Source organism: Nioella nitratireducens, from assembly GCF_001879715.1.
GTDB lineage: Bacteria > Pseudomonadota > Alphaproteobacteria > Rhodobacterales > Rhodobacteraceae > Nioella > Nioella nitratireducens.
This window is the reverse complement of sequence record NZ_MNBW01000003.1, coordinates 165,858-190,269: the sequence shown is the minus strand read 5'-3', so window position 1 is coordinate 190,269 and position 24,412 is coordinate 165,858. Positions and strand designations below refer to the sequence as shown.

Annotated in this window: 25 protein-coding genes; 5 read left to right on the top strand and 20 right to left on the bottom strand. The window is 65.2% G+C overall.

Annotation, left to right across the window (positions count from 1 at the left end; translation table 11 throughout):
• Window positions 1-3 precede the first annotated feature (3 nt).
• The 6 genes from ureC to BKY27_RS03895 are packed head-to-tail and all read right to left on the bottom strand — an operon-like array spanning window position 4 to window position 3,706.
• Window positions 4-1,716: an urease subunit alpha gene (ureC, locus tag BKY27_RS03915; RefSeq protein WP_071673136.1), complete on the bottom strand. Its 1,713-nt coding sequence runs from the start codon at window positions 1,714-1,716 to the stop codon at window positions 4-6.
• A gap of 35 nt (window positions 1,717-1,751) precedes the next feature.
• Entirely contained in the window at window positions 1,752-2,147 is a 396-nt protein-coding gene (locus tag BKY27_RS03910; RefSeq protein WP_071673135.1) for a carboxymuconolactone decarboxylase family protein, read from the bottom strand.
• Window positions 2,147-2,452 carry an urease subunit beta gene (locus BKY27_RS03905; protein ID WP_071673134.1) on the bottom strand — a complete coding sequence of 102 codons (306 nt, stop codon included), beginning with the start codon at window positions 2,450-2,452 and terminating at the stop codon, window positions 2,147-2,149. Before BKY27_RS03905 ends, BKY27_RS03910 begins: the two co-directional genes overlap by 1 nt.
• A complete protein-coding gene (locus BKY27_RS20095) occupies window positions 2,449-2,622 on the bottom strand; it encodes a hypothetical protein (RefSeq protein ID WP_158514957.1) in 174 nt (57 codons plus the stop codon). Before BKY27_RS20095 ends, BKY27_RS03905 begins: the two co-directional genes overlap by 4 nt.
• 15 nt (window positions 2,623-2,637) lie before the next feature.
• Window positions 2,638-2,940 (bottom strand): urease subunit gamma, encoded by a 303-nt coding sequence (locus BKY27_RS03900; protein ID WP_071673133.1) that lies wholly within the window; start codon window positions 2,938-2,940, stop codon window positions 2,638-2,640.
• Between the two features lies 1 nt (window position 2,941).
• Window positions 2,942-3,706, bottom strand: a complete 765-nt coding sequence (locus BKY27_RS03895) for an urease accessory protein UreD (protein WP_233491767.1) — start codon at window positions 3,704-3,706, stop codon at window positions 2,942-2,944.
• 328 nt (window positions 3,707-4,034) lie between these two features.
• On the opposite strand from BKY27_RS03895, the gene BKY27_RS03890 reads away from it, so the two are divergent.
• The 3 genes from BKY27_RS03890 to BKY27_RS03880 all read left to right on the top strand — a co-directional run bounded on the left by BKY27_RS03890 (window position 4,035) and on the right by BKY27_RS03880 (window position 7,479).
• Window positions 4,035-5,396: a glutamine synthetase family protein gene (locus BKY27_RS03890; protein ID WP_071673131.1), complete on the top strand. Its 1,362-nt coding sequence runs from the start codon at window positions 4,035-4,037 to the stop codon at window positions 5,394-5,396.
• A gap of 26 nt (window positions 5,397-5,422) precedes the next feature.
• Window positions 5,423-6,568, top strand: coding sequence for an iron-containing alcohol dehydrogenase (locus BKY27_RS03885; RefSeq protein ID WP_071673130.1), 1,146 nt, complete (start codon window positions 5,423-5,425; stop codon window positions 6,566-6,568).
• An 83-nt stretch (window positions 6,569-6,651) separates the two neighbouring features.
• Window positions 6,652-7,479 (top strand): alpha/beta hydrolase, encoded by an 828-nt coding sequence (locus BKY27_RS03880; protein ID WP_071673129.1) that lies wholly within the window; start codon window positions 6,652-6,654, stop codon window positions 7,477-7,479.
• A 58-nt stretch (window positions 7,480-7,537) separates the two neighbouring features.
• On the opposite strand, the gene BKY27_RS03875 is transcribed toward BKY27_RS03880, so the two are convergent.
• The 13 genes from BKY27_RS03875 to BKY27_RS03815 form a co-directional block, all read right to left on the bottom strand.
• On the bottom strand, window positions 7,538-8,377 hold the full coding sequence (locus BKY27_RS03875; RefSeq protein WP_071673128.1) for an FAS1-like dehydratase domain-containing protein: 840 nt from the start codon (window positions 8,375-8,377) through the stop codon (window positions 7,538-7,540).
• A gap of 82 nt (window positions 8,378-8,459) precedes the next feature.
• Window positions 8,460-9,335: an EamA family transporter gene (locus BKY27_RS03870; RefSeq protein ID WP_071673127.1), complete on the bottom strand. Its 876-nt coding sequence runs from the start codon at window positions 9,333-9,335 to the stop codon at window positions 8,460-8,462.
• Window positions 9,336-9,351: 16 nt separating this feature from the next.
• Window positions 9,352-9,984 carry a DsbA family oxidoreductase gene (locus tag BKY27_RS03865; protein WP_071673126.1) on the bottom strand — a complete coding sequence of 211 codons (633 nt, stop codon included), beginning with the start codon at window positions 9,982-9,984 and terminating at the stop codon, window positions 9,352-9,354.
• Window positions 9,984-10,607: an NAD(P)H:quinone oxidoreductase gene (gene wrbA, locus BKY27_RS03860; protein WP_071673125.1), complete on the bottom strand. Its 624-nt coding sequence runs from the start codon at window positions 10,605-10,607 to the stop codon at window positions 9,984-9,986. Before wrbA ends, BKY27_RS03865 begins: the two co-directional genes overlap by 1 nt.
• 105 nt (window positions 10,608-10,712) lie before the next feature.
• Window positions 10,713-11,600 (bottom strand): LysR family transcriptional regulator, encoded by an 888-nt coding sequence (locus tag BKY27_RS03855; RefSeq protein WP_071673124.1) that lies wholly within the window; start codon window positions 11,598-11,600, stop codon window positions 10,713-10,715.
• Window positions 11,601-11,636: 36 nt separating this feature from the next.
• Entirely contained in the window at window positions 11,637-12,722 is a 1,086-nt protein-coding gene (gene modC / locus BKY27_RS03850) for a molybdenum ABC transporter ATP-binding protein (RefSeq protein ID WP_071673123.1), read from the bottom strand.
• On the bottom strand, window positions 12,719-13,411 hold the full coding sequence (modB, locus tag BKY27_RS03845) for a molybdate ABC transporter permease subunit (protein ID WP_071673122.1): 693 nt from the start codon (window positions 13,409-13,411) through the stop codon (window positions 12,719-12,721). The genes modC and modB overlap by 4 nt, the downstream gene beginning before the upstream one ends.
• Window positions 13,411-14,169 carry a molybdate ABC transporter substrate-binding protein gene (gene modA / locus BKY27_RS03840; RefSeq protein ID WP_071673121.1) on the bottom strand — a complete coding sequence of 253 codons (759 nt, stop codon included), beginning with the start codon at window positions 14,167-14,169 and terminating at the stop codon, window positions 13,411-13,413. Before modA ends, modB begins: the two co-directional genes overlap by 1 nt.
• 66 nt (window positions 14,170-14,235) lie before the next feature.
• Entirely contained in the window at window positions 14,236-14,613 is a 378-nt protein-coding gene (locus BKY27_RS03835; protein WP_071673120.1) for a winged helix-turn-helix domain-containing protein, read from the bottom strand.
• Window positions 14,614-14,698: 85 nt separating this feature from the next.
• Window positions 14,699-15,448, bottom strand: a complete 750-nt coding sequence (locus tag BKY27_RS03830) for a sulfite exporter TauE/SafE family protein (protein WP_071673119.1) — start codon at window positions 15,446-15,448, stop codon at window positions 14,699-14,701.
• A 101-nt stretch (window positions 15,449-15,549) separates the two neighbouring features.
• Window positions 15,550-18,777: a translocation/assembly module TamB domain-containing protein gene (locus BKY27_RS03825; RefSeq protein WP_071673118.1), complete on the bottom strand. Its 3,228-nt coding sequence runs from the start codon at window positions 18,775-18,777 to the stop codon at window positions 15,550-15,552.
• Window positions 18,774-20,543, bottom strand: a complete 1,770-nt coding sequence (locus tag BKY27_RS03820; RefSeq protein ID WP_071673117.1) for an autotransporter assembly complex protein TamA — start codon at window positions 20,541-20,543, stop codon at window positions 18,774-18,776. The genes BKY27_RS03825 and BKY27_RS03820 overlap by 4 nt, the downstream gene beginning before the upstream one ends.
• A gap of 114 nt (window positions 20,544-20,657) precedes the next feature.
• Window positions 20,658-21,356 (bottom strand): helix-turn-helix transcriptional regulator, encoded by a 699-nt coding sequence (locus BKY27_RS03815; protein ID WP_071673116.1) that lies wholly within the window; start codon window positions 21,354-21,356, stop codon window positions 20,658-20,660.
• Window positions 21,357-21,437: 81 nt separating this feature from the next.
• Between BKY27_RS03815 and BKY27_RS03810 the strand changes: the two genes are divergently transcribed.
• On the top strand, window positions 21,438-23,042 hold the full coding sequence (locus tag BKY27_RS03810) for an FAD-dependent monooxygenase (RefSeq protein WP_071673115.1): 1,605 nt from the start codon (window positions 21,438-21,440) through the stop codon (window positions 23,040-23,042).
• Window positions 23,039-23,224, top strand: coding sequence for a hypothetical protein (locus BKY27_RS03805; RefSeq protein ID WP_071673114.1), 186 nt, complete (start codon window positions 23,039-23,041; stop codon window positions 23,222-23,224). The genes BKY27_RS03810 and BKY27_RS03805 overlap by 4 nt, the downstream gene beginning before the upstream one ends.
• A 4-nt stretch (window positions 23,225-23,228) precedes the next feature.
• On the opposite strand, the gene BKY27_RS03800 is transcribed toward BKY27_RS03805, so the two are convergent.
• Entirely contained in the window at window positions 23,229-24,401 is a 1,173-nt protein-coding gene (locus tag BKY27_RS03800; RefSeq protein ID WP_071673113.1) for a LysR family transcriptional regulator, read from the bottom strand.
• Between the last annotated feature and the right edge of the window lie 11 nt (window positions 24,402-24,412).

Genomic DNA, 24,412 nt, shown 5'->3' with positions numbered 1-24,412 from the left:
GCATCAAAACAGGAAATAGCGCTGCGCCATGGGCAGAACCTCGGCGGGTTGGCAGGTCAGAAGCTCGCCATCGGCGCGCACCTCGTAGGTTTCGGGATTTACCTCGACCACCGGCATCGCATCGTTCAGTTTGAGATCCCGCTTGCCAATGCCCCGCGTGTTGACCACCGGCATGGTGTCTTTCGCCAACCCAAGCGACCGTCCGATCCCGTCCTCTTGCGCGGCGGCGGACACGAACGTCACGGCAGACCGCTCGACCGACCGTCCATAGGCCCCGAACATCGGCCGGGTATAGACCGGCTGCGGCGTGGGGATGGAGGCATTCGGGTCACCCATCTGCGCCACCGCAATGGTCCCCCCCAGCAGCACCATCTCGGGCTTGACCCCGAAGAAGGCGGGCGACCACAACACCAGATCGGCGCGCTTGCCTTCCTCGATGCTGCCGACATGGGCGCTGATCCCATGGGCGATCGCCGGGTTGATCGTGTATTTCGCGATGTAGCGGCGCACGCGGAAGTTGTCGTTCTGGCCGGTCTCATCAGCCAGCCGCCCCCGCTGTTTTCGCATCTTGTCAGCGGTCTGCCAGGTGCGGATCAGCACCTCGCCCACCCGGCCCATGGCCTGGCTGTCGCTGGCGATAATGCTGAACGCGCCCATGTCGTGCAGGATGTCCTCTGCCGCGATGGTCTCGCGCCGGATGCGGCTTTCGGCAAAGGCAACGTCCTCTGGGATCGACTTGTCGAGGTGGTGACAGACCATCAGCATATCCAGATGCTCTTCCAGCGTGTTCACCGTAAAGGGCCGCGTGGGGTTGGTGGAGGACGGCAGCACATGCTCCTCACCACAGATCTTGATGATATCGGGTGCATGACCGCCGCCCGCGCCTTCGGTGTGAAACGCATGAATGGTGCGGCCCTTCATGGCCTTTACGGTGTTTTCCACGAAGCCGGACTCATTGAGCGTATCGGTGTGGATCATCACCTGCACGTCCATCGCATCGGCCACCGACAGGCAGCAATCAATCGCGCCGGGTGTGGTGCCCCAGTCTTCGTGCAGCTTGAGGCAAGAGGCCCCCGCGAGCACCTGTTCCTCCAACGCGGCGGGCAACGACGCGTTGCCCTTGCCCGCGAACGCGAGGTTCATCGGAAACGCATCGGCCGCCTGCAACATCCGCCCAATATGCCACGGCCCCGGCGTGCAGGTGGTCGCCAGCGTGCCATGCGCAGGCCCGGTGCCGCCACCGATCATCGTGGTCAGGCCAGAATGCAGCGCATCCTCGATCTGCTGCGGGCAGATGAAGTGGATATGGCTGTCGATACCCCCCGCCGTCAGAATGCGCCCCTCGCCTGCGATGGCCTCTGTCCCCGGTCCGACGATGATATTGACGCCCGGTTGGGTATCGGGGTTCCCTGCTTTGCCGATCCTGTGAATGCGCCCGTCTTTCAGGCCCACATCCGCCTTGTAGATCCCCGTCCAGTCCACGATCAGCGCGTTCGTGATGACCGTGTCGACCGCACCCTCGGCCCGCGTCGCCTGCCCCTGCCCCATGCCGTCGCGGATTACCTTGCCACCGCCGAACTTGACCTCTTCGCCGTAAGGACCGGTCAGATCGCGCTCGACCTCGATGATCAGGTCGGTATCGGCCAGCCGCAGCCGGTCGCCCACGGTGGGGCCAAACATGGCAGCATAGTCACGGCGGGATATCATGGCGGGCATCGGGGTCTCCTGTCAGGGGTATCGCGGGTCGGACGTCATGCGCGGAACGCCTCGTCCACTGGCACTTGCAGCAAATTGGCCAGCGCGTTCGTGCTGCTGGCCATCGCCACGACCGACATCAGTTCGTTGTACATGTCCAGTGTCATGCCCTTGGCGCGGGCAGAGGCCGCGTGGGAATGGCAGCAGTATTCACAGGCATTGGCGGCAGAGACGGCGATATAGATCATCTCTTTCACCAGCGGGTCCAGCGCCCCCGGCCCCATCACCGGCTTCAACCCCTCCCACGTCGCCTTCAGCTGTGCGGGATTGTGGGCCAACGCGCGCCAGAAGTTGTTGACGTAATCCGTTCCGCGTGTGGCACGGATATCGGCGAACACCGCCGCCGCCTCGGGCGAAAGCTGATCGTCGGTCAGAAGGGGTAAAGTGGTCATCAGAGGTCTCCCATCACCTGTTGGTTAAAGCCGAAGACGCGGCCTTTGCCCCCGATGGGGATGAGATGAACCTCACGCCGCTGTCCCGGTTCGAACCGTACGGCGGTGCCCGCAGCGATGTCGAGCCTGAGCCCGCGCGCAGCAGCACGGTCGAAATCGAGCGCGCTGTTGGCTTCGCCGAAATGGTAGTGGCTGCCGACCTGAACAGGGCGGTCACCGGTGTTGGCGACCATCAACGTGATCGCTGTGCGACCCTCGTTCAGGGTCAGGCTGCCCTCGACTGGAAACAGCTCTCCGGGGATCATTTGTGGGTCCGCCCAATCAGGTAGCCGCCCGCCAACCCGACAGCCAGAAGGAACGCCATGGTAAACCAACTGTTGGCAGCGTGCGGGTGCAGATGCGGGCCCTCGTGGGCCGACGCGGCGGTGGCCAGAAGGATGGACAGGAGGGGAAGGAGGGGAAGGAGGACTTTCATCTGGCAGGCCCTTTCTCAGCGGATGGGATTGTGAACGGTGACGAGTTTGGTGCCATCGGGAAAGGTCGCCTCGACCTGCACCTCGTGGATCATTTCGGGGATGCCTTCCATGCACTGGGCGCGGGCGACGACCTCGGCCCCTGCTTCCATCAGGTCGGCGACCGAGCGTCCGTCGCGCGCGCCTTCAACGACGGCGTCGGTGATCAGGGCAATCGCTTCGGGGTAGTTCAGCTTCACACCCCGCAACAGGCGCTTGCGAGCGACCTCGGCGGCCATGGCGATCAGCAGTTTGTCTTTTTCGCGGGGGGTGAGGTTCATGTCAGAGCATCCATGTTCGGGGCAGATCGCCGCCGTTCAGCTTGGTCAGAATGGGAATGAGGGCGGCGCGCAGGGCAAAACTGTCTTCGGCCAGAATGCGGGCAACGATCAGGTCCTCACGGATCATGCTGGCCCCGCCCCTGTCCGGCAGGGCCGCGCGGAGCGGGTCCAGCGCCGCCTCTGCCCCCGGAGCGGCAAGGATCAGCGTCGCCATGGCGCCGGCCCCGGACCCGGTGGCTTGCCCTTGCATCAGGTCGGGGACATTGCCGTCGATCCGCGTCGCATCTGTAAACAGCAAAGCCCCCGCGCGGCGAATGTCGATCCGGTCCGAAAGGGCGATCTGGTCCAGCGTCTCGCCCATGGCACGGCGCCCGAACATCAGCGGCTCGACAAGCAGAAGCGTGGCGTCAGAGGCCATGTCGACGGTCAGGCGTCGGCGCAGGGACGCGCGGTCGAACAGGATGGTTTCCTGCGGCAACCAGTCGATCCGCGATCCGGCCCCAACGGTCAGGCGCGTGTCGATCCGCCCGGTATCCCCCGGCTGCGCGCGGTAGATGCGCTCGGCGGCCTGCGTTGTCAGCGTCAAGCGGGCGTGCGCCTCGGCCCGCGCGTCGATGGAAAACCGGTCACCGCCGGTTACGCCGCCGGATGTGTTCAGCGTCACTGCTGTTGGCCAAGCCTCGCCAGTGCGCGGAAAGAGCACCCGCATCGAGCCTTGCTGGCGCAGGCCGGTCAAGCCAGATGGACCGACCGAAACCTTCGCCACCCCGATGGCCCTTGGCGGGTCGGGCGGCAACGGCAGATCAATGGCTGTGACGGGCCGGTTGATGGCAGCCTCCTTGGGACAGATGCCCTAAAGAGGTGCCCTTTCCGGCGACATCTATGGAAGTGGCGGCGGCATGGCACGACCGCCCGCACCATGGGGCTGATTATTTCGACGACACTTCCACGCGCATGGCCAAAAAAATGTGCAGGGTGAAAACGCAACGTCAGACGCATCGCGCCCGCCTCCTTCTGTCGCTCGGGGCTTGCAGAACACGCACGATCTGCGCCAGCATGGTGCGGACGCCATCCCTCCTGACAGGATATTGCCTATGCCCGCTTTTCTGCGCTTCGACACCCTCAAGGATCAGGTCGCAAAGGGCGAGGTCGATACGGTTCTGGTCTGCATGGTGGACATGCAGGGCCGCCTTATGGGCAAGCGTTTTCATGCCGTGCATTTCATCGAGGGCGGTTGGGCCGAAACCCATTGCTGCAATTACCTGCTGGCCACCGATCTGGTCATGTCCACGCCAGAAGGCTACGCCTCGACCAGTTGGGAAAAGGGGTATGGCGACTACATCCTGAGGCCCGACCTCGACACGCTGCGCCCGGTGCCGTGGCTGGAAGGCACTGTCATGGTGCTGTGCGACGTGCTGGATCATCACAGCCATGAAGAGGTGCCGCATTCGCCGCGCGCGATGCTGAAACGCCAGATCGCCCGGCTGGCGGTCATGGGCTATGCCCCGATGATGGCGACCGAGCTGGAGTTTTTCCTGTTCGAGAAGAGCTTTGACGAGATCCGAAAATCGGGGTTCCGCGATCTTCGGACGCTGTGTGGCTACAACGAGGATTACAACATCCTGCAAACCACCAAGGAAGAACACGTGATGCGGCCAATCCGCAATCACCTGTTCGCGGCGGGCATTCCGGTGGAAAATTCCAAGGGCGAGGCCGAGGCCGGGCAAGAGGAATTGAACATTCGCTACGCCCCCGCCATGGACACCGCAGACCACCACACCATCGCAAAGCAGGCGGTCAAGGAAATCGCTTGGCAGCAAGGACACGCGGCCAGCTTCTTGCCGAAATGGCATCGCGACAAGGTGGGCAGTTCCAGCCATGTGCACCAATCGCTGTTGCAGGGCGCGACATCGGCCTTCTTCGACGACAGCGACCCGCATGGCATGTCGGACCTGATGAAAAGCTACATGGCCGGGCTGATCAAATTTGCAGGCGACTACACCTATTTCCTCGCCCCCTACATCAACAGCTACAAGCGCTTCCAGAAAGGCAGCTTTGCCCCGACCCGCACCGTCTGGTCGATCGACAACCGCACGGCGGGCTTCCGCCTGTGCGGCGAGGGCACAAAGGCTATCCGCGTAGAATGCCGCATCGGCGGATCGGACCTGAACCCCTACCTCGCCATGGCCGCGCTGCTGGCTGCCGGGATCGAGGGGATCGAAAAGGGGCTGACATTGGACCCGCCCTTTACCGGGGACGCCTATGAAAGCAATGTCGGCCACATTCCGGGCACGCTGCGCGAGGCGATGGCGACTTTGACCGGCTCGTCCATGTTGCGCGCTGCCATGGGCGACGATGTCATCGACCACTACACCCGCGCCGCAGAGGTCGAGATCGAGGATTTCGACGCCGTGGTCACGGATTACGAAATCGCGCGCGGGTTCGAACGCGCATAACCCCCCTTCCCGGAGCTTCGACACCCATGACCCTGACCGGCAACTGGTCCTACCCCACGTCCATCAAGTTCGGCGCGGGACGTATCGCTGAATTGCCCATGGCCTGCGCACAAGCGGGCATAACGCGGCCCCTGCTGGTCACTGACCGGGGCCTGCGCGATTTGCCGATCACCGGCGCCGCGCTGGATAGTCTGGAGTCCGCAGGGCTTGGCCGGGCGATGTTCGCCGACGTCGATCCGAACCCGAACGAGATCAACCTCGCCGAAGGGTTGGAGGCCTACAAGGCCGGGGCACATGACGGGGTGATTGCCTTTGGTGGCGGATCGGGGCTGGACCTTGGCAAGATGGTCGCCTTCATGTCAGGCCAGATCCGGCCCGTGTGGGATTTCGAGGATGTGGGCGACTGGTGGACCCGTGCAGATCCTGCCGGGATCGCCCCGATCATCGCCGTTCCGACAACCGCTGGCACCGGGTCGGAGGTGGGGCGCGCCAGCGTCATCACCAATTCCCGGACCCACGTGAAGAAGATCATCTTCCATCCCAAGGTATTGCCCACCGTGGTCATCGCCGACCCCGAATTGACCGTCGGGATGCCCAAGGCGATCACCGCGGGCACCGGTCTGGATGCCTTCGCCCATTGCGTCGAGGCGTTCAGCAGCCCGCATTATCACCCGATGAGCCAGGGCATCGCGTTGGAAGGGATGCGGCTGGTGGTGGAAAACCTGCCGCGCGCCTTTGCCGACGGCACCGATATCGAGGCCCGCGCCAATATGATGAGCGCGGCGGCCATGGGCGCGACGGCGTTCCAAAAGGGGCTTGGCGCGATCCACGCGCTCAGCCACCCCGTCGGCGCGGTCTACGGCACCCACCACGGCACCACGAACGCGGTCTGCATGCCCGCTGTCCTGCGGCTGAACGCACCCGAAATCGCGGCACGCTTCGACCGTGCGGCGGGGTATCTGGGCATCGAAGGCGGCTTTGTCGGATTTCAGGTTTTTGTACAAGAATTTAACGACAGCCTCGGCATTCCCCGCAGATTGTCTGACATGGGCGTCGGGCGCGATCGCATCGACGCCTTGACCCGGATGGCGTTGGACGACCCGAGCTGCGGTGGTAATCCGGTCCCATTGACCGAGGCGAACATCCGCGCATTGTTCGAAGAGATTATCTGAGCCAGCCGCTTCCTGTTTGAACACTGCCCCCCGGCACGGCTAGTCTCGGGCCGGGGAAAAACCGCGCCGAAAGGACCGACCAGATGAGCACCACCGAAGCAGAGACCGGCATCGACTGGGAAGACGCCTTCAACAACGGGGATCACATCCCCGGCGGCGATGGCTTCCCTGCGATCTGGGAACAGCGCGCCCATGCCTTTCGCGATGGCTGGACTGGGTCGGACCTCGGGGTCGCCTATGGTGACGCGCGGCGGGAAAAGCTTGACCTGTTCCGCCCCAAGGGCGCGACGAAAGGGTTGGTCGTGTTCGTGCATGGCGGCTACTGGATGAAAATGGACCGCGCACTTTGGTCCGATCTGGCCGAGGGGCCGCTGGCCCATGGATGGGCTGTTGCCATGCCCAGCTACACACTTGCCCCGGAGGCCCGGATTTCAACCATCACGACGCAAATCGGCGCGGCCATCTGCAAGGCGGCACAGCTTGTCGCCGGACCGATCCGCTTGACCGGTCATTCGGCGGGCGGGCATCTTGTCAGCCGCATGGCCTGCGCCGACACGCCCCTGCCAAAACCCATCGTGGCGCGGCTGACAAAGGTGATTTCGCTAAGCGGCGTGCATGACCTGCGCCCCTTGCGGCGGCACTCGATGAACGCCACGCTCGGGCTGGATCAAGCCGAGGCCGTGGCGGAAAGCCCGGTCCTGAAGGATGTCCTGCCCGGTATTCCGTTTGCCTGCTGGACCGGCGCGCTGGAGCGGCCCGAGTTTCTGCGGCAGGCGCAAATCCTGTCCGAGGCTTGGGCCGGGTCAGAGGCCGTGCACCCGGCGGTCTTCGACCCTGGTCGTCACCATTTCGATGTGGTGGATGGGCTAAAAGACCCTGACCACCCGTTGACACGGGCGCTGCTGAGCTAGGCTTGCCGCAGTCGCCTCAATAATCTTGTACAAGATGACTCGGGGTGGCGCGGATCGTTCAGGAATGATCTGCCACCTCGGCATCGGCCTGCATCGTCACCACCCCATCTCGCGCACGCCGAACGCGCAACGCCAGCCCACTGTCTGTCTTGCGCGCCTCGACCGACACGGGGTCGCCCACGATCAGGGGCGTCAAACCGCGATAGGAAAAGCGCGTCGGTGCGTGGCCGAACACCTCGGCGGCAAGGTTCTGCATCCACGTGGCTTGTAGCGGTCCGTGCACGACCAACCCGGCGTAGCCCTCCACCCCGGTCGCATAGGGGTGGTCATAATGAATCCTGTGGCCGTTAAAGGTCAGCGCCGAGAAACGGAAAAGCAACGTGGCGTCTGGAGCGATGTGCCATTTTACCAGCGGATGCCAAACCTCTCCCGGCTCTGGCAGGCGCTCTTGCCCCGCCACCGGGTCTTGGCGGTAGACGATATCCTGCCGCTCGCTCAGGCGCGGGTCATCGTCCACAGCATAGAAATGCTCGACCGTCACGAAGCCGAGCGGCCCGCTGCGGCCTTGCTTGAACGCCACATCGCGGATCGTGGTCTTGCGCGTGACGACATCGCCTTTGGAAAATTCCTTGTGAACCGTCAGCGCCCCACCGGCCCACATGCGGCGCGGCAAGGGCAGTGCGGGCAGGACAAGGCCGGGGCGCGGATGCCCGTCGCGGCCAAGATGATCTGCTGGGGCCAGATCGGGGGCGATGCACCATTGCATCCCGCCCGGCACCTCGGCAGGCCCGCAAGCGGGGCCAAGTGTCACCCGCAACTGGGCCAGCTTTTGCGGCGTGATGGTATCGCTCTGCGTGCTACTGCGCCCGATCCACTCGGCGTAATCCTTGGTGTCCATGGTGTCCCCGTTCTGCTGGCACAGGTATAATGGCCGCAGGCCCGAGGGAATGTCGATGGGGCGGGAAGACCCGCCCCAAAGGTCAGGCGCGCGCCAATTCCGGGGTCGGACGGCCCCGGTTCGCCGCCTGCCCCGCCCAGATTGACCAGAGCACGATCACCGCGCCAATTCCCTGAAGCGGGGTCATCCCCTGCCCCAAAATGCCCCAGCCAAGGACCACGGCGGTCACCGGACTCATCAGGCCCAGCATCGAGACCGTTCCCGGTTCCAACCGGGCCAGCCCGCGAAACCAGAGCCAATAGGTGGCCGCCGCACCGATCAGGCCAAGCCAGAGAAGCCCCACGATATTGGGTCCGGTCAGGGCGGGCAGCGGCGGCTCGACCAGCAGGGCCACCGGCACCAGCAACAGCCCGCCAGCCGTCAGTTGCCACGCGGCGAAGGCCAGGGGCGGGACCGGGGGTTGCCACTTGCGGCTCAGCACCGTTCCGAAGGCCATGGACGCGGCGCCGCCCACCCCTGCGGCCACCCCGATCGGGTCGAGCGCCGCTTCAGGCCCAAGCAACAAAAAGGCCACGCCAAAACTGCCCATCAACGCCGCGATCACGGCCATGGGCCGCACCTGCGTGCCGAGAAAGCCACGCGCAAGGCCAATCACCATCAGCGCCTGCATGGTGCCAAGCGTCGCGGCCACGCCTCCGGGCAAGCGGTAGGCCGCCACGAACAGCAGCGCCCAGAACACCGCGAAATTGAACGCGCCAAGCAGGGCAATGCGGCCCAGCCACGCCTTGGGCGGAAGGCAGCGGGTGACGAGAAGGAGTAGAAGACCAGCCGGCAGCGCGCGCAGCACCGCCAGCGTGATCGGATAGCCCTCAGGCAGCATTTCGGAGGCGACAATATAGGTGCTGCCCCAAATCGCGGGGGCAAGCGCCGTGAGACATATGTCGATCTGTCGAGACATCGTGGGCCTCCGTCTTCTATGCGGCCAGGCGCTGCGCAGCGCGAAGTTGCGCGCGCAGATCGCCAAGGGGGCCATTGATCAGACGGGTGCCGGTTTCCCGCACGATCAGGGCGGGGATTGCATGCACCTGCATCCGGCGGGCGCGCTGACGGTCTGCCTGGACCGCGATGGCGATGGCCGGGTCACGCATCAGCCGGGCAATCCGGATCGGGTCGAACCCCGCCTCGCCCGCCAGCCGCGCCAGAACAGCCGGATCGGCGATGTTCTGCGCCTCTGACAGATGCGCCCGCTGAATGCGGTCGAACATGTCCCAGTGGCCCGCTTGACCGGCCACTTCCTGCGCTGCCTTGCAGGCCAACGCAGCCTCCATCCCGTGGGGATAATCAAAGGGGGCGCGAGCCATTGCGTCGATATTCACCATGTCGGGGCGGTCACTGGCACGGCGGCAGGTTTTCCAATGGCCAAGGATCGTTGCCTTGGCCTGTCCGGGGTGGCCCCATCGCTCGGCCATCTCCTGCTTGCTGGCTTGCAGCACGAAGGTGCGGTGGCGGATGTCGAGATCGAACTCGGTCGCCAGCCCCCGCATCCGCGCCGAGACGTTGTAGCACCAGCAACAGACGGTGTCGTGGAAGAAGTCGATTGTCAGCATCACGCGGCCTCCTCGGTGACGAAGGCGCCAGCCAAACGCGCGGCGATGCGGGCGACATGCGCGCCCTGAAAGCGCGCGCCGGCCAGATCGGTCTCGGTCGGACGCAGCGATCCGTCTGCCCCGGCGATGGTGCCCGCGCCGTAGGGGGCGCCCCCGATCACACCCTCTTTCGCGGTCTGGCCCGCAAAGCTGTATGGCATTCCGACGATGACCATGCCGAAATGCTGCAAAGGGATTTGCGCCGACAGCAGCGTCGCCTCATGCCCACCGTGCTGCGAGCCGGTCGAAGTGAAGACCGCGCCGACCTTGCCGACCAAGGCATTGCGCGCCCAAAGACCGCCCGCCTGATCGAGAAAGCTTTTCACCTGCCCGGCCATCATCCCGAACTGGGTCGGCGTGCCAAGGATGATGGCGTCATAGTCGGCCATGTCGGCGGGGGCCGCCACGGGCGTGTCGTCGGTGAAAAAGCCCGCGCTTTGGCGGATCGCCTCGGGCACGGTTTCGGGCATGCGGCGGATATCGACATGGTTGCCGGGGACAGACTGGGCACCGTCGGCTTCGGCCTGGGCCATCTCGCGGATATGGCCATAGGCGGAATAGTAGAGAACGAGAATACGAGTCATGGGAGGTGTCCTTTCGCTTGTGTTGACCTGCGAGAGGATGGCCCCCGACTCGCGCCGGAATAAGCGGCCCAAGGGAAAGTCATTCTTTACCGGTGTTGAAGAATGTCAGCCGGCAAGCGCCGCGCGAAGGTGATCAAGGAAAGCGGCTACGCGGGTATCCATTCCGAATCGCGACGCCGTGACCGCGTAGATGTCACGGGCGGGCAATTCATGGTGCGGCAGAACCCGGACAAGTTCCCCCCGCGCCTCGGCGGCGTTCGAAATGAAATCGGGCAGCGTGCCAATGCCATAGCCCGCGATCAGCAGGTCGCGCAGGACCAGGCTGTTGCCAACCGCCACGCGCGGGTCAACGGCGATGGTCTGTGCACCCTCTGGCCCGTTGACCTGCCACTCGGTCGCGTGATCGCCCAAGAGAAAGCTGACAATCTGATGACCGGCGATCTGCTCTGGCCGGGTCGGCGTGCCTGCGCGCCCAAGGTAGTCAGGCGAGGCAAATATCCGCTGCCGCATCGCCCCGATCCGTCGCGCGATCAGGGCGGAATCCGGCATTCCCGACCGAATGCGGATCGACAGGTCGAACCCGCCTTCCACCATGTCCACCACCCGGTCATCGAGTGACAGCGTGACCCGCAGATCGGGATGCGCATCAAGGAAGGCGGGCAGGAACGGTGCAATCACCATCTGCCCGAAAGAGGACGAGGCATTGACCCTAAGATGCCCGCGCACCGAACCGGCACGATCGCGGATACGGTCCTCTACCTGCCCCACGGCGTCGAGAATGCCCCGCGACTCCTCGTAATAGAGCCGCCCGGCATCGGTCAGTGACATCGACCGCGTGGTGCGGGTCAAAAGGGTGCAGCCGAGGCTTTCTTCCAACAGTTTCACCTCGCGGCTCAACAGCGCAGGTGACACGCCCAGATCCTCTGCCGCGCGGGCAAAGCTGCCGCGTTCCACGATGCGGCAATAGGCGTTCATGACCGACAGCTTGTCCACGCGCGTTCCTTCCTTGCCCACAGGATAGCAGAGGTGTCAGGCCCCGCCCACATCCTCGGGCGCGATGGCCACGGTCTTGATTACCGCATGACAAGGGCTGCCCGGCAAAAGACCGAGCGCCGTGACCGATCGGCGGGTGACGCGGGCGAGGATCGGGCCTGCCGGCGTGTCGATCGACAGGATAGCACCGGGGCCATCGCCGGCGCGGACCTCTCGCACCGTGCCGGGCAGGATGTTCAGGGCGGACAGTCCCTCGGGCCGGGTACGGGACAAGATCACGTCATGGGCCGCAATGCGGATACGGGTCTGGCTGCCGGGGGCCTTGTCGATTTTCGGCAGGAACAGGGGGCAGCCATGGGCATCGAGCTCGGTCAGTCCGTCATCGTGGTGGGCGGCGACAATTGCGGTCAACAACGCCCCGGCAGAACGCGCGCCAAGCGGGGTGATCGTGGGATCGCCCAAGACCTGCTCGGCCGGGCCCTGCCCCACAACACGACCATTTTCCAACGCGATGACCGTGGTCGCCAACCGCGCCACCTCGGCGGCGGAATGGCTGACATAGAGGATCGGCGTCTCGACATCGTCCCTCAACCTCTCGAAATACGGCAGGATCTCGGCCTTGCGGGCCTCGTCCAGCGCGGCCAGCGGTTCGTCGGCGATGATCAGGCGCGGCGCAGACAACAACGCCCGCCCAATCGCGACCCGCTGCTTTTCGCCGCCAGACAACGCGCCGGGACGGCGGTCCAGCAAATGGCCGATCCCGAGCATCTCGATCACATGATCCGGGCGCTCCTTGCGCGCGCCGTTGGGGGCGAACCAGCGGCCGTAGGCGAGGTTCTGGCGCACTGTGAGATGCGGAAACAGGCGGCCTTCCTGAAAGACATAGCCCAAGCGGCGTCGATGCGGCGGCAGCCACAGGCCCCGCTCGCTGTCCACCAACACGCGATCGTCCACCGCGACCCGGCCCTTTTGGGGGCGCAACAACCCGGCCACGGCATTGGCGATGGTGGTCTTGCCAGAGCCGGATCGCCCGAACAGCACCGTCACACCGGACGGCGCGGTAAAGCTGACGTCGAGGGTGAACCCGGCGAAGGGATGGTGAAGCGTGACCGAAAGCGTCATGCCCCGCCCACCCGTTTGGCCAGACGTCGAGCCATGACTTCTGACATAAGAATCGCCGCCATGGCGACCGCCACGGACACCACGACCAGCCGCAGCGCCGCGCCCTCTCCGCCCGGAACCTGCAAGAACGCATAGATCGCCGAGGGCACCGTGCGGGTTTGGCCGGGAATGTTCGACACGAAGGTGATCGTTGCACCGAACTCTCCCATGGCCTTGGCGAAGGCAAGGATCGCCCCGGCAAGCACACCGGGCAGGATCATCGGCAAGGTGACGGTCAGAAACACCCACGGGGCCGAGGCCCCCATGGTCGCGGCGGCCTGTTCCAGCTTGGGGTCCACTGCTTCAATCGACAGGCGAATGGCCCGGACCATCAGCGGAAAGGCCATGATCCCGGCGGCGAGCGCTGCGCCGGTCCAGCGGAAGGCAAAGGTGATGCCGATATCCTGCAAGAACGCCCCGACGGGCGCGCGGGTGCCGAAGGTCAGCAGCAGCAGGTAGCCGGTGACCACGGGCGGCAGGATCAGGGGCAGATGCACCAGCCCGTTGACCACCTCTCGCCCTGGAAACCGCCAACGCGCAAGGGCATAGGCCACGAAGATGCCGGGCGGCAGGCTGCAAGCCGTTGCCCACAGGGCCACCCGCAGCGAGAGCGCAACCGCCTGCCATTCCTCGGGTCCAAGCCAGCCCATTAGCGCGCCGACAGAACCGTGAAGCCCTGCCGTTCGAACGCGGCGCGGGCCACGTCGCCTTGCAGGAAGGACAGAAAGGCATCTGTGGCAGACGTCTCTGCGCCTGAGATCCGGGCAACGGGGTATAGGATCGGCGGATGGCTGTCCTCTGGGAAGGTTGCGACGACGGTGACGTTGTCCGACGCCACGGCATCGGTCGCGTAGGTGATTCCGAACGACGCCTCCCCCAAGGCCACAAGGGCCAAGGCCGCCCGCACATTGTCCACCTGCGCCACATGCGGCGCGAGCGTGTCCCACAGGCCCAGGCTTTCAAGCGACGCTTTACCGTAAATGCCGGCTGGCACCGCTTGGACCAGCGCCATGGCGAGGGGACGACCATTCAATATTTCGGGCAGGTCCGCCGGATCGGTGGCGGGCGCATCCGCACCATGCGCGATCAGGACAAGCGAATTTGCGAGCAAGTCGGTGCGGCTGGCGGAGTCGATCAACCCATCTGCATCCAGAGCATTCATCCAGTCGGGGTTGGCCGAAATGAACACATCTGCCGGGGCGCCCTGCTGAATTTGGCGGGCAAGGGCCGAAGAACCGGCCAAGGACACCAAAAGGTCGTGGCCTGTCTCGGCCTCGAACCCGGCTTCGACCTCGGCCATGGCATTGGTCAGGCTGGCAGCGGCAAAGACAGTCACTTGCCCCGCCTGAACAGCGGGCGTGGTGAACACTAGGGCCGCAACAAATGACACAATTCGGCAGGACGGCATGGGGGTTACTCTTTGAACGTTATGTCTGACCAAACATAACGCAAATCCAACAAGGGAGCGCAAGCGTTATTTTCCATCGGACACATCCTTGAGAAGGTCACGGATTGCCCCGATCCGGGCTGCGCCCGCTTCTGCCGTGATGTCCTCCAGCTTGCGATAATGGTCCAGCACCGCCTGCCCGGTATCGGTCAGATGCGCGCCGCCCCCCTTGGGGCCGCCTCGCGCACTTTCGACCAGCGGGGTCTGAAACGCATGATTCATCTCGTCAACCAGAGACCACGCGCGCTTGTAGCTCATGGACATGGCCCGCCCCGCCGCCGAGATCGAGCCGGTCGTGCCGATCAGTTCCAGAAGGTCGGCCTTGCCCGGGCCAAGCATCAAGGCTTCGCCGAAATGGACACGGATCCGGAGGCGGGCAAAGGTGGAATCAATCGGATCGGTCATGCCCGAAGGTAAGCCCCGACCCCGGATCAGCGCAAGGCCGAACAGCCCTTTGGTTATTTCTCCCAGACTATATTGCTCCAATAGCTCAGCCCATGAGCCCGCCCCAAATCAGACGCGCCGAGATCAACAAGAGCACGACATTGAGGGCGCGTTTGAACCCATGGTCGGTCATACGGTTCAACAGCAGTCGTCCTGAAACCGTGCCAACGAGCCCGGAGAGAATCATTGCCCCGATGAAGGGCACCCACCCCCCGAACGCAAAACCCAGAAAGCCGAAGACAATAACCTTCAAAGCATGCTGCACCGTCATCAGCGTAGCGTGGGTCGCCACATGGCGATGACGCGGCAGATCCATAGATTTGATAAAATTTGCGACGAAGAGGCCGGTCGCACCGAAAAACATGGTCAGGAAGCTCGACACGCCGCCGGAAAGCCACGGCCACGCGGCGAGCCATTTCGGCGGACGAGACAGGACGCTGTAAATCACGAAACAGCCGATTCCGATCTGGACGAATTGAGGCGGAATCTCCACCGCCATCATCCCACCAAGCAGGCTACCGATGACGGCGCCGACCACGAAACCCGGCAACGCAGCCCAATGAACATGACGTGCCAACAAAACGGCCCTGCCGGTGTTGGAGCCGAGCTGAATGACGCCGTGCACCGGGATCAAGACGAGCGGCGGCACAAGCGTCGCCATCATGGCGATCAACAACGTTCCACCGCCAATTCCGAATGACACGGTAATGAATGAACTGACGAAACTGACGGCAATCAGGCCCCCGAAGGCGACAGCCGTCAGGCCCTCAGGCAGGGATGTCAAAACGTCTATCATTGCGCGCCTTCGGCAGCACACCATCCTGATTGTTCGGATGGTGGCTTGCATACATTAGTATACAACCCTGAATGCAGCAATACTGCCAGAACCGCCACCGTTTAGTAGTCGCGCTCGTAGAACACCCCTAGGCTGCTGGAACCGTCCGACCCCACCCCGCCGCGGGCGGTGATCGTCGGAGTCAGGTCAAGATTCAGATTCAGTTCTGCCTCTCCAAGACCGTTGATTTCAACGCTGGTATAGGCATTGTCCGACAGGTACCGCCCAACCGACACCTGCGCGTTGCCCTCGCTGTCGGTGGTCAGGTCGACATCATCCAGACCGAAGGACTGGCGCAGCCCCGCGATCAGCCCGCCGCCCCCGGCAAACCCCGACACAGCATCGACAAGCTGGATGGCCTGCACCGGCGACAGGCTTGACGCCTCGCGCCCGAAGAGCAGCAAGGACAGGATTTCATCTTGCGGCAGTTGCGGGGCCGATGACAGGGTCAACTCGGGGGCCGAGGCCGGGCCCGCAACGGTAATGGTCACCATCGTATCGCCCGCCTGGGTCTGCGCCACGACGCGCAGAACCGGGTCGAAACTGCCTTGCAGCGTGACAGAGGCTTCGTCCAGATCGAAGCGCTGGCCAAGCAGCGACAGGCGACCACGGATCAATTCGAAGCGCCCCGACGGGATGACATTGGCACTGGTGCCGCCAATGCGGATCTCGCCGCCCAGTTCCGCATCCAGACCCCGCCCGCGCAAGAAAATGCGGGCCGGCGCAGATACGGTCAGGTCCAGCGGCACCGGGCGCGCGGGCGTACCGCCCCCCCTCTGGATCAGCCCGGCCCGGTCACGTGTCGCGGTTTGGGCGCTGCTCTCGCCAACATGGCGAATGTCGGGGATCGGTTCGGACGATCCGAACGAGAGGTCATCGAGCAAGATATCGGTTTGCCCCAGCACCAAGGTGCCGCCGACCGCCGGGCCATTGGCCACCTGGCCGCGCACGGAAATGGTCCCGGTCTGAACCGTCGTCTGGAAAAGGCCCTCTTCGCTGATGACGAGCCCGGTCAGCGTAACGTCGATCTGCCCCGGCACCCCCGGCGCAGTCATGTCGAGCATCCCGTCCAAAGAGAACCGCCCCCCGGCCTCGGCATTCCCCGTTCCCGTCAGGCTGACGCGGGCGCCCGACAAAGACGCGGACAGGCTGACATTTTGCAGCACCATGCCGACATCCGGCAGAGACACCCTGACATCCGTTGCCGTGATTGTTCCCCCGGCCGCGTTCAGCCCCGGCTGCCCCTGCACCGCGAGATCCAGACGCGCGGTGCCCCGCAACGAGCGAGGGGCGAGGAACGGATCGGCAAGCGCCAACGGCACAGCGCCGGTTACCGCCAGATCGACCGCGCCATTCGGCAGGCCGACCCGGCCCGAGATATCCGCCGTCAAGCCACCCTGCCCCGCCGCCGATGCGGTGATCGCCCAAGGGACCGCATCGCTGGCGCGCGACACGGCCAGATCGGCAGTCACCGGACCGGTGAGGGCGCTGGTCAGGATGCCCGCATTGGCCAGCCGTGCCGAGGCGGTCAGGCGACTTTCACCCGAGCTGAGCGTGCCTTGGGCACTCGCCGACAGTGCCTGCCCCTCAAGCTCCAGCGCCTCTAGCCGCAGACCGTCGGCGTCGCGGATCACATGGCTGGAGAGCGTGGTCTCGCCAGCCAGCAAGGCGGGCGGCAGGGCGGAGCCATAGCGCAAATCGCGCCCCGTCAGGGTCAATGTGGTGTCGAAGGCGCCCGACAGGGCCTCGACCTCGGCCTCCATCTGCAACGCAGCGGCGCCTGACAGGGTCTGCCCCGCAAGGCCGGAAAACGGGGCAAGATCGGGCAAACTACCCGCAAGGGTCACATTGGCGTTGAGCGTGCTGTCCCCCGTTTCAAACCGGCCTGAGCCTGACAGGTTCGCCGTCCGGCTGGCAAGGGTCAGGCTGTCGATGTCAAGCGGGCGTCCCTGTTCCCAGCTCAGCGACAGCGCAAGATCCGCCTCGGGGCCAAGCGCCTCTTGCAGGGCCTGATCGGTCAGGGCGAGCCCTGCAAGGGACACGTCGCCCTGCGCTGTTACCGCAAGGCCCCCCTGATCGGGCGGAGTGATACGGCCCGTCATGTCAAGGGTGGCCGAGGCGACGCGATTGCCCTCTGCCTCGATCCCCGAGACGACGGCCCGCCCCTGCCAGTCATTGCCTCTGGCCCTGTCATAGCCAAGCACGATATCCGCCCCATCGACCAGAACCCGCCCCGGCACCGGCAAGCGCACCGGCGCGCCCGACGCATCGCGGATATCCCCGGTCAGGCGGAACCGCAGCGGCACCCCGTCAGGGGCGAGCGTTGCACTGCCCGACAAGCGCAACGAGGCCGTGTCGATTGCGACCCGATCCAATTGCAGCCCACCATCCGCATCCTGCACGGCATCCGCTTGCAAGGCGATCGCGTCGCCGAAGAAGGGCCGATAGTCCGGGGCCATCAGCGGCGCCAGGTCGCCAGACACATCCGCCGTGATCCGCCGGGCGCCATCCTCTTGGCCCTGAAGCCGAAGCTGGCCTGCCAGACGCGGGGTGTCATCCGTCGCAAGGGCAAGGTCAACGGTCAGGTCATCGAGCGGCCCGGACCCACTCAGATCGAGGGCAACCGACGGCGCGCCGGGCAGCGACAGCAGCGTCGAAGCAATACCGCCCTCGGCCTCGGTCAGCGACAACGATAAATCCAGAGTGTCCGTCGCATTGGCGTAAGATGCCGCAAGGTGAAAGGCACCCTCCGGCCCGTCGCGCCGCACAAGGTCAAGCGTCGCTGCCCCTTCCCCGCCCGCCAGCGAGGCCGCCCCGCTCAGGTTGGCGCGGACGTTCTGCCCCAGAACAGGGGCACCAAGCACGATCTCGCCCACCTGCAACTCGGAAATATTGATCGACACCGGCAGGTCGGGCAGTTGGAACGGCGTTGCCTCGGGGCTGGGGGCGTTGCCGCCGCCAGTGGCCGGAAGCCGGGCCAGAACAATACGGTCTGCGGCAAGCCGGTCGACCTCCAACGCTCCGCGCAACAGGGCCGAGCGGGTCCATGTCAATTCGGCGCCTTCCAGCGTCAGCCAGATCCCGTCCTCATCCGCGATGGTCAGCCGGTCGAGCGTGGCGGTGGCGCTGAGCGCACCGGCAAAGCCTTCGATCCGCACATCCCGCGCAGCGCCGTCAGACAGCGAGTCTTCGAGGAAACGCACCAGCCGGGACCGATCATCGCCTTGGTCCTGCGCCGCAGCAGCCCCCGCCCAGAAGACGGTCACAAGGATCAAGAAAACCCGGATCAAAACGCCTGCCCTATGCCGATGTAGAAAGACACGCCACCCGTATCGTTCAGCGGTGCCGCAAGGTCGAAGCGGATCGGCCCGACCGGGGTATCGTAGCGCACGCCGACCCCGGCCCCGGAATGCCAGTCACTCGACCCGGACCAATAGGCGTCGGTCGATACATAGCCCGCATCCGCGAACAGCGCGGCCCCCCAATTGCCGATGATGTCCTGCCGCAGTTCCAGCGACACGCCTGCGAAACTGCGGCCACCGGTCTGAACACCGCCCTGCACCGCGCCGAGCGACTGGTAGGATTGCCCCCGTACCGTGCCCGCCCCGCCGGAAAAGTACAGCCAATCGGGCGGCAACGTGGCCACTGCCCCGCCATCGACCGTGCCCAGTTGCAGCCGCGCAGCCAGCCGGGTGCGATCGTTCTCGCCAAAGCCCATGTACCCCCGCGTATCCAGATCCAGCCGCACGCCGCCGCTGCCGTCCTCCATGGCGAAGGGGGCCACGCCAAGCTCGGCATAGGCCCCGTTTCGCGGATCGAAAGCGTCATCGCGGTTGTCCCATGTCAGTGCAGCGGGCAGCGACAGCATGGTCACGCCCCGCGTCGAAAACGCGTCCGTCACTTCGGAACGCGATAGTTCAATCGCAAGCGAGCCATCCAGCGTTTCCGAAAACCAGCGGCTCAACCCCGCCGACAGGGCGATCCGGTCATCGGTGAAAGTCACCTCGTCGAGATGTTCCAGCGTCACCCCGAATTCCAGCGTCGTGTCGGGTGTCAGCGAGGCCGGGCGCGAATAATGCGCCGACAAAAGCGCATCATACCCGCCATTTTCGCCGCCAAGGCCCGAGACTTCCGCATCCAGCCGAAGCCGCTCGGCCCCGCCAAAGAGGTTTCGGTGCAGCCAGTAGGCCGACAGACCAACCCCGTCATTCGAAGACACCTGCGCCCCGAACCCAAGCCGTCGCAAGGGCGCTTCGACCAGCTCCGCCTGAAGATCGAGGGTGCCGTCCTCTGCAATCGGTTGCTCGGTCAGCGCCACCGAGGAAAACGCCCCGGTATCCCGCAAACGGCCCGCGACACGGTCAAGGGTCGCGGGATCGAACTGCGTTCCGCTCGGCAGACCGGCGATGCGGCGGATACGATCTTCGCGCATCCGTTCCTGCCCGGTGGGGGTCAGCGTGCCAAAGATGGCCAACGGGCCGGGATCGAGCCGGATGTCGACATCCAGTTCGGCATCGGCCTGGCGCGCCGTGATGCTCTGATCCGCGATGACCGCCGCCGCATGGCCCGCGTCCCGCCAGCCAGAGATGCCCGCTTCTGCGGTGCGCCGCAGCAAGGGGGTCGTCGCCGGGCCGCCGGGGGCGAACTCTTCCGGCACCTCGGTGCGCGGGGCCAGCGGCGCGATTTGCGCTTGGCCAAGTCGGAATGCGCGACCGGGCTCTACCGCTATTTCAACCGTCTGGAAGGCGGTTCCGCCCCGAAACGGCGACAGGTCAGCCGCCTCGACCCCATCCAGCCGGATCGACAGAACCGGACCGAAATAGCCGCGTTCATAGAGGGCGGCGAGCAGCCGGGAATAATCGGACCGGGCCGCCGCGATCACATCCTGCGCGGATTGGGTGCTCGGCTCGCCCAAGCTGACCAGCCGGGACGCCGCCCGCAGGTCATCTTGCAGGGTATCGGCCCCGCCGGACACGGTCAGGCGCACCTCTGCCGTAACCGGCCCAGCCGTGGCCGCCGCCGCAACAAGCGCGAGAATCGATGTCAAATGGCGCACGGTCTGCCCCCGGCATGATCTGGCCCATACCTAGTGGGCGAAAGCGGTAATGACCACTCAGCTTTTTGTGTGACCGGGGCCGGTTTGCGGGTTCCCGCCGCCTCGGCCCACCATTCAGGCAGCACACAGGGCGAAGAGCGCCCCCCGCGACGAAATCCCGAGCTTGGTGTAGGCGCGGGTCCGATAGGTGACGACACTGGACGGGGCAATCCCCAGATCTGCCGCGATCAATTCCGCCTTTTTCCCCGACAGGATCCCGAGGCAGACATCCCGCTCGCGGTCCGACAACACCGCCAGCGGGGCGGGGGGCGCATGTTCCGACCGCGCCTCGAAATGCAACAGCGCGAGACGTGCCAGCAGCGGGATCGTCGGATCACCGGCGGCAGGCGGCCCGTTCCGCCAATAGAAATACACCGCAAGGCGCAGCCGCACGCCCGCCACCAACACCGCCGTCTTTCCGGCCAATCCCGGCCGATCGTAGAACCGCGCGCGATATTCCTCGCTCATCGCTGGGGCAATATCGGCACTTTCGACTTGCGCCAACGTGCCCTCGGCCATGTCCCGCACCTGCGCGACCAGCGGATCGCGCCGATACCATCCATCAAGGTAATCGTGCGACAGCCGCGCCCCGACCGCCGTTTGCCGGAAATTTCGCGACATCAGGCAGGCCGCCCGCTCGGACGTGTAGGAAAACACCATGACCTGCACCGCGCCGGTGGCTTCGACGAGGTCCACGAAAGGGTCGGCCCAGCCATCGCCGCCCCTAAGGGCAAGGCAGGCGTCGATCCGGGCGATGGTGTCGGGCGTGGGCATCCTGTCCCCCTTTTTGTAGGACTGTTTAGGTCAGCGCGCCGGGCTATAAAAGCCGGGACAGGACCACGAGGAGAACCCCCCATGCGCCCCGCAGGCCGTGGCGAGCTGGACTCGCTTTATTTCGACTACCCGCATTTCGACGCGCCCGACCGGCCCGCGACCGAGGCACACCGCCCGGTGATCATCGTGGGGGCGGGTCCGGTGGGGATGGTGGCGGCGCTGACGCTGGCGAAACACGGGGTGGCCAGCCTGCTTCTGGATGCCAAGGAGACCTTCAACGACGGCAGCCGCGCGATCTGCGTATCTCGATCGAGCTTTCACATCCTCGATCAATTGGGGGCGGTCGCGCCATTTCTCGACAAATCCCTCGGCTGGACCAAGGGGCGCAGCTTCTTTCGCGGTCAGCAAATCCTCGAATTCGACATGCCCGATGGCCCGGACGAAAAATTTCGACCGATGTACAACCTCGAACAGCAATATATCGAAGCCTTCCTGTGGCAGGCCGTGGCAGCGTGCGACCTGATCGAGACCCGCTGGCAAAGCGACGTGGCCGGCGTGCAAGACATCGACGCGGGCGTACGTCTGTCCGTGCGCGACCCCAACGGGGCCTATGACCTGACTGCCGATTGGCTGCTGGCGGCCGACGGCGCGCGCAGTTCTATCCGGGCGGCGCGCGGGCTGCGCCTGAAGGGCGAGAACTACGAGGGCCGCTATGTCATCGCCGATGTGCAGATGGACCATGACTACCCCACCATCCGCCGCGCCCTGTTCGATCCGGCCTGCCGCCCCGGCGGCACGGTGCTGATCCACAAACAGCCCGACAATATCTGGCGGATCGACTATCAACTGCGTGACGACGAGGCCAATGACAAGGCCACGCGCGAAGAAAACGTGCGCGCCTCGGTCGCCGGGGTTCTGGCCGAGATCGGCCATGACGGCCCGTGGGATCTGGAATGGTGGAGCGTCTATTCCGCCAATACCCTGTTGCTGGACGACTACCGCGACGGGCGCGTTGTATTCATCGGGGACAGCGCCCATATCGTGCCGATCTTCGGGGTGCGCGGGCTGAATAACGGCATCGCGGACGGCATGAATATCGGCTGGAAACTGGCATGGGTGCTGACCGGGCGGGCGGGCGAAGCGCTGCTCGACAGCTATTCGCCGGAACGCCGGGGCGCAACGCTGGATGTCTTCGCCAACGCCACCAAAAGCACGCGGTTCATGACGCCGCCCACGGCCGGGTGGCGATTGATGCGGGACGCGGCGTTGTCCCTCGCCCTGACGCGCGAAAGCGCCGGGCGGCTGGCCAACCCGCGCCAGATGACACCCTATACCTATTCCGACAGCCCGGCGACCATGCCCGACGACCCCGGCTTTGAGGGCGGGCCGAAACCGGGGGCGATGCTGCAAGACGTAGCGCTTGACGACGGGTTTCTCTCCGACCGCATCGGACCGGGGCTGACCTTGCTGACCTTTGGCGCAGTGTCCGTGCCTGCGCACCCCGACCTGACGGTGGTGCCCTTGCCGGCAACGGGCCCCGCTGCGCGCCCCTACGGCGCCATCGAGGGCAGCGCCTACCTGATACGGCCCGACCTGCATATTGCGGCGCGCTGGCGACAGGGCTCTGCAACGGCGATCACTGTGGCCCTGTCCAACCTGCTGGCTGAACACAAGGAAATGGCATGACCCCGACCGATCTGGAAACCGTCTACGACACTCTCGCCAAGGCGCTGGACAGCGTCGGCCCCGATCGCTCCACGCTTTTTCTGGCCAAGTTGGCCCTGGCCCTATCGGAAGAGGTCGGATCGGCAGCCCCGTGCGTTGCCCTGATCGAGGAATGCAAGACCGGGCTGTTGCCAGCCCCTTGACGGATCACGCCCGCGCCTCGTCCCGGATCAGGTCCAGAAGCTGCGCCTGCGCCTTTGTCGGCACCCATTCCGCGCGATAGGTCAGGCCGATGGGGCGACCGGGCCATTCGATCCCGGCCTTGACGCGAACCAGCAAGCCATTGGCGATTTCCGCCTCGGCCTGTTTGCCCGAGATGCAGCCAAGGCCCGCGCCGCGCCGCAAAAGCTCTCGCATCATCAGGATCGAACCACATTCCAGCAGCCGGTCCGGCATCGGCAGCCCCCGCTCCACGAACAACGCATCGAACTGCGACCGCGATGGCGTGCCAGAGCGCGGAACGACCCATGAATAGGCGGTCAGTCCGTCCAACGGCACATCCCGCGCGCCAGCCAGCGGGTGCTCAGGACCGGCCACAAACGCCAGATGGTCGTCGAACAGGGACTCTTGGGTTACATCCGCAATTGGCAGCGGATCGCGCAGCGCCCCGATCATGACATCCACATCGCCGCGCCGAATGCCGCCGAGCAGGTCGTCGTAGCGGCCATCCAGAACCGTCACCCTTTGCCGGGGCCGAGCGGCATGAAACCGCGCCAACGCTGCTGGCAACAGGACCGAGCGTGACAGCGGCAACGCTCCGACGACGATCCGTCCGACCTCGCGCCCGTCGAACTCGGCCAATTCCGCCGCCGCCTGATCGAATTCGGAAAATGCCAGCCGCGCCGCCTGCGCCAGCCGCTGGCAGGGCCGGGTCGGCACCATGCCGAACGAGGTCCGCTCGAACATGGGGCGCGGCGCCTCTTGCTCGATCTGGGCAATGGCGCGATGCACCGTGGGTTGCGCCAATCCCAGCCGTCGCGCCGCAAGGGTAAAGTTCTGCGCCTCGGTCATGGCGATCAGCGCCGTCAGTTGTGCAGCCGTAGCGGTCAGGATCAGGCGGGGTGACACCTCGGACAAGCTGGTATCGAGCCGGGTCATCGCACGACGCAGCCGCGCCTCGAACAGGGCGCCGCGCTCTGTCAGGAAAAACCCTTGCCGGGTGCGCTCGAACAGTGGCCCGCCGGCCTCGTTTTCAAGCTTGCCAAGCGATTGGGTTACCGCAGGCTGCGAGACCCCGCAGGCGACCGCAGCCTGCGTCGGCGAATGCAGATCCGCCACGGCAAGGAAAACCCGGAAATGACGCAAGTTACGCGACATCATTGCCCCGCCCC